Raw genomic sequence first — 5,349 nt, forward strand, 5'->3', positions numbered from 1 at the left:
CCCCCAATGGCAAACACGCCACATTTGCACGGCTTCGCCAAACGATGGGAACGTGCTACTATGATTCATGGATATTTCATACTCCATTGGAATTAAGGGACGAAAACCGCAATAATAAATTCTGTATAAATGTCTATGACAGAATTAATACGGGCGAAATTTACCCACGTCAAAAGCTAATCCCCGAACTCAAAAGGACAGGGTACAAGAAGCCTCTGTACAGGCAAAAACCCCTAGACCTATTTCGTCTTCTACTAACCGACAGCAGAGCCGAAACCTTTATAAAAGCAGGATATACAAAGCTACTCCAACGAATCATGGACAGCGGTTGGACACTAAGTATAGACAACTATTTCCAATCCATCCGCATTTGCATCCGTAACGGATACAAAATTAAAGATGCTATTATGTGGTGCGATTATGTAGATATGCTTCGCTTTTTTGGAAAAGACCTGCATAACGCAAAATATGTATGCCCTACCGACTTAAAAGCCGAACACGACCGCTATGTAATCAAGAAAGCAAAAGCGAATGCACGTTTGGAGGTTGAGAAGCAACTTGAAAAGGAAGAAGACTACAGACAAGCCAAAGAAAGGTTTTTTGGCTTGATGTTTTCGGATGGGATTATCAGCGTCCGTGTACTTGAAAGCGTAGCCGAGATTGTAGCTGAGGGTAGAGCCATGAAGCATTGCGTGGCAAGCTATCACTCAAAAGCCGATTCACTTATTCTAACAGCTTGCATCGATGGGAAAAAGATTGAAACCATTGAACTCTCATTATCTCAATTACGGGTTATCCAAAGCAGAGGTTATGAAAAGTATTCTATTATCAAAACAAACCATTGTATTTCATTTTAATTAACTGATAATCAATATCATTTTCGATAATGTGTTTTGATAATGTTCAATACCTTTGCATAATAAAACCATTAAAATGAGTATTGAATATGATGAATGAAATTCCAATCAATGAACTCGAAGTTCGCTTAAAAGAAAGATTGCAAGGAGAATCCTATAGCAAGCAGTATGTTGTTAATCACACTGGGAGTTTAAAGTATCTCGTGACCTATATGGAATGCAAAGGGTTACAATTTTATTCTCCAATGGTCGGCGAATTGTTTGCCGATTATGTGTCGAACCCCCAGATTCGTGCAAAGCCCACGCGTTATGCCGGATGTCTATCTCTTGTAAAATGGCTGGACGACATAATTGAAAACCGTCCACACCTAATGCGTTGGAGACAAGTCAAGAAGCATCCTCTCGTAGGAGAATCGCGCGATATTTATGAGCAATATCTGAATTACCTACATGATAAATATCGATTATCCGAAGAGACTGTAAAGCAACATCTCATGGTCTTGAGCAGATTTTCCGAAAAAATGAGACTGCTTAATAAGTCTATTGAAAATATATGTTGGGATGACATTGTTTCTTTCCTTTCAGAATCTAATCAGAAGCGACATGTATTCTATGCTCTGAAACGTTTTATGAGCTACTTATATGAAAATGGCATCATCAAGGAGGATTTTTTAGATTTTTTCCACGATATTAAACCTATAGAAAAAGAAAAAGTTCCGTCATATTATACACCTGAGGAGGTTTTGAAAATAGAAAAAACTGCCATGAAAATAAGAACCTCGACAGGAATAAGGAACTTTGCAATGTTATTGCTTGCATCAAGATTAGGGTTAAGATCTTCAGATATAAGAAAACTAAAATTCTCAAATCTTGATTGGGATAGCAATCTTATTGTTTTAGAACAATATAAGACCAAGCGTCTCATATCCCTTCCGTTATTAGACGATGTGGGCAATGCGATAATAGACTATGTGAAAAATGGCAGACCACAGTCTAATTCAAAAAATGTCTTCATTTTACATAAGGCTCCTTATGGAGAACTCTCAACTGAATGTATAAATATAGCGATTCGAGGTGCAGTTCTCAAATCTGGGGTAGATTATACTTATCGTCATCAAGGACCTCATTCCTTGCGTCACAGTTTGGCAACGGCGATGCTTAATGGTGGTATAGGGTTGCCTGTCATATCCGAAGTGTTAGGGCATGAAGAAACTCAATCTACAATGTATTACCTCGGCGTTAACGTTTCACAGTTGATTGAATGTTCTCTTAATGTTCCAATTATAGACAGTGCATTCTATGAGCAGAAAGGAGGGAGGTTCTATGATTAAAGATTATTCATTTAAATGTTCCGTGGCAACATATATAGTCTCATATATCGAGTACAAGCAAAAGAGTGGGCGTCATGTGGAAACAATATTCTATACAATGTTGACTTTTGATCGTTTTCTGCAAGAGATGCAATACACAAAGGAGTATGTGGATAAAGATATAATAGATGCTTGGTTGGATTCCATGAAAAATCTTTCTTGTGCTACTTATTACCGGAAGGTGCTTGAAATCAGAAGGTTTCTGTATTACATGTCCCGACTTGGAGTCGATAACTACATTCCCCCCAAACCTCCCTCAAGACACAAAGAACATCCTCCTTATATCTTCACCCATGATGAAATGGATAGAATATTCAGTTCATGCGACAGCCTTAGGTTAAAGAATTTTTACCCACGAAGTCTTATGATAGCAGTTCCTGCATATATCCGGCTGTTGTATAGTACGGCAATTCGCACAAGTGAAGCATTATCCATAAATAATGGTGATGTAGATTTTTCTCGACACGTTATTTTGCTAAGACAAACCAAGAATGGTAGCCAGCGGCTGGTTCCGCTAAATCCGTCCATGGAAAAAGTGCTGAAAGAATATATAGCATACCGAGACCGCATGCCCATAAAAGGACTTTGCGACTCACATAGTCCTCTGTTCGTGAATCTTGTCGGGAAACGCTGTGACAGAGGATCTATGGGACACGTCTTCCGTAGAGTTTTGACTGATGCGGGTATATCACTGGCAGACCATGGAAAGGGACCATCACTCCATAGTTTAAGATATACGGCATGTATCCATTCTTTTGTGAAGATGTTTCGGGCAGGTAAAAGTCTATATTGCTCACTCCCGATTCTTTCATCTTTCATGGGGCATCGAAAAGTTTTTGATACGGAATACTATCTGCGTCTCACCCAAGAGATGTTCCCCGAACTTAATGTGATGGATTTGAATGTAACAAACTGCATAAATGAAATCGTAAAGCAGTCTTTAAATCCGTGCAAGTATAATAACTCTTAAAACACATATGATAATGATTAACAACAAGAAAAGCCACAAGGATTTTGCTACTTGTGTGGAAGGATTTTTTAAGGATTACTTGATTCGGCAACGTGGAGTTAGTTCAAATACGATCAGAGCCTATCGCGACGTGTTTGTTCACTATCTTGATTTTATGAATCAAAATAAACGAATCAGTGCAGATAGGATAGAGTTGAGACATTTCACGAAAGACTCTGTGGCTGAGTTTCTGGATTGGCTTGAGCAAAACCGTCATAACTGTACTCGCACTCGTAATCAGCGGTTGGCTGTCTTACACTCTTTTTGTAACTATATGCTATATATTGATGTAGAAAACATGGCTCAATGGAAATCAATTACGCAAATAAAGATGAAACGTAAGGTGAAAGTAACGATGAACTATTTATCTCCAGAAGGTCTCTCTCTCCTGCTCTCTCAAATAAATACTGACAGCAAGAGAGGTAGACGCGACTTGGCATTACTCTCATTGCTATATTATAGTGGCGCCCGCGTTCAAGAACTTATTCACTTGACGCCCTCTTCAATCCGAAGAGGCAAGCCATATATGATAAAACTTGTCGGGAAAGGAGCTAAAGAAAGACTGGTGTTACTGAACGACAGTTTGGAAGAGTTACTTGATAACTATTTAAAAGAAAACAGATTGGACAGTCCTCAAATGAGTGATAGGGCTTTGTTCTTTAATGCTTGGCATGGAAAGATGACTACGCCGGGCATAACATATATCCTCAATAAATATGTAGATAAGGCAAGAATTGTCAACAATGATTTAATTGTTGGAAACATAACACCGCATATCATCCGCCATAGCCGAGCCATGCATCTTCTCCAAGCCGGATGGGATCTTATCCATATACGTGATTTTCTTGGTCATGCATCAATTACGACTACAGAGGTATATGCCCGTATTGATTCCAAAGCTAAACGAGAAGCCATAGAGAAAGCTTATGAACAAGTAGGAATAAAAGAACCGGAAGCCAAGAGTTGGGAGAAAGACCTAAAACTGAAGGCTTTTCTGAAAAATCTATACTGATGCTATAAATTGTTATCAAAAGAAAAACAATAAAAGAGTATCTGAGTGTCAATGCAATAGGAAGATACTCTTTGGGATACTTTGGATAATAGAATACTTTTCATAACCTCTGCTTTGGATAATTCGTAATTGAGATAACGAGAGTTCAATTGTTTCAATCTTTTTTCCATCGATGCAAGCCGTTAGAATAAGTGAATCGGCTTTTGAGTGATAGCTTGCCACGCAATGCTTCATGGCTCTACCCTCAGCGACAATCTCAGCTACGCTTTCAAGTACACGGACGCTGATAAGTCCATCCGAAAACATCAGTCCGAAAAACTTTTCCTTGGCTAGTCTGTATTCTTCTTCCTTTTCAAGTTGCTTCTCAACCTCCAAACGTGCATTCGCTTTTGCTTTCTTGATTACATAGCGGTCGTGTTCGGCTTTTAAGTTGGTAGGGCATACATATTTTGCGTTATGCAGGTCTTTGCCAAAAAAGCGAAGCATATCTACATAGTCGCACCACATAGTCGCATCCTTAATTTTGTAGCCGTTACGGATGCAAATGCGGATGGATTGGAAATAATTGTCTATACTGAGTGTCCAACCGCTGTCCATGATTCGTTGGAGTAGCTTTGTATATCCTGCTTTTATCAAGGTTTCGGCTCTGCTGTCGGTCAGTAGGATACGAAATAGGTCTAGGGGTTTTTGCCTGTACAGAGGCTTCTTGTACCCTGTCCTTTTGAGTTCGGGGATTAGCTTCTGACGTGGGTAAATTTCGCCTGTATTAATTCTGTCATAGACATTTATATAATACTTGTTGTTGATATTTTCGCTACGCAGTTCCAAAGAAGTATGAAATAGCCATGAATCATAATAGCACGTTCCCATTGCCTGGCGAAGCCGTGCAAATGTGCAATGCTTCCCATTGGGTGCTATCCAGCGTTGCATGACTTCCGAATGCGTGTATTCGGTTAGCTTGCCCACTTTGGTGGTATAGCTTAACATAATCGTCCGTACAACCTGGTAGCCTTTGTGTGCATCTATAACAGTCATATAGTAGCTGTCATTGAAACTCCGCTTTTGACTTGTCTTGACTATCAGTTTTGATTTACAGTTCGG

General features: G+C 39.4%; 5 protein-coding genes. 4 read left to right on the forward strand and 1 reads right to left on the reverse strand.

Features of this window, described 5'->3' with window-relative positions; translation table 11 throughout:
* The 4 genes from CLV62_RS21310 to CLV62_RS21325 form a co-directional block, all read left to right on the forward strand.
* Positions 1-857 (forward strand): PcfJ domain-containing protein (locus tag CLV62_RS21310; protein WP_170120125.1); only part of this gene is annotated, 857 nt, incomplete at its 5' end.
* Between the two features lie 212 nt (positions 858-1,069).
* The gene (locus CLV62_RS21315) at positions 1,070-2,188 is read left to right on the forward strand and encodes a site-specific integrase (protein WP_170120126.1); all 1,119 of its coding nucleotides are present in this window, start codon (positions 1,070-1,072) and stop codon (positions 2,186-2,188) included.
* On the forward strand, positions 2,157-3,197 hold the full coding sequence (locus CLV62_RS21320) for a tyrosine-type recombinase/integrase (protein ID WP_110312785.1): 1,041 nt from the start codon (positions 2,157-2,159) through the stop codon (positions 3,195-3,197). Before CLV62_RS21315 ends, CLV62_RS21320 begins: the two co-directional genes overlap by 32 nt.
* Before the next feature lie 13 nt (positions 3,198-3,210).
* Positions 3,211-4,248, forward strand: coding sequence for a tyrosine-type recombinase/integrase (locus tag CLV62_RS21325; protein ID WP_110312786.1), 1,038 nt, complete (start codon positions 3,211-3,213; stop codon positions 4,246-4,248).
* 48 nt (positions 4,249-4,296) lie between these two features.
* On the opposite strand, the gene CLV62_RS21330 is transcribed toward CLV62_RS21325, so the two are convergent.
* The coding region (locus CLV62_RS21330) for a PcfJ domain-containing protein (protein ID WP_110312787.1) at positions 4,297-5,349 on the reverse strand (1,053 nt) is incomplete at its 5' end.

Origin of the sequence: Indolivaga alginatilytica (assembly GCF_003201355.1) — a bacterium.
Lineage (GTDB): Bacteria > Bacteroidota > Bacteroidia > Bacteroidales > Dysgonomonadaceae > Dysgonomonas_A > Dysgonomonas_A alginatilytica.

Excerpts from the sequence above, each read along its gene's own strand:
- CLV62_RS21315 (WP_170120126.1), top strand. The coding sequence starts at position 1,070 with ATGGAATGCAAAGGGTTACAATTTTATTCTCCAATGGTCGGCGAATTG.
- CLV62_RS21320 (WP_110312785.1), top strand. The coding sequence starts at position 2,157 with ATGAGCAGAAAGGAGGGAGGTTCTATGATTAAAGATTATTCATTTAAA.
- CLV62_RS21325 (WP_110312786.1), top strand. The coding sequence starts at position 3,211 with ATGATTAACAACAAGAAAAGCCACAAGGATTTTGCTACTTGTGTGGAA.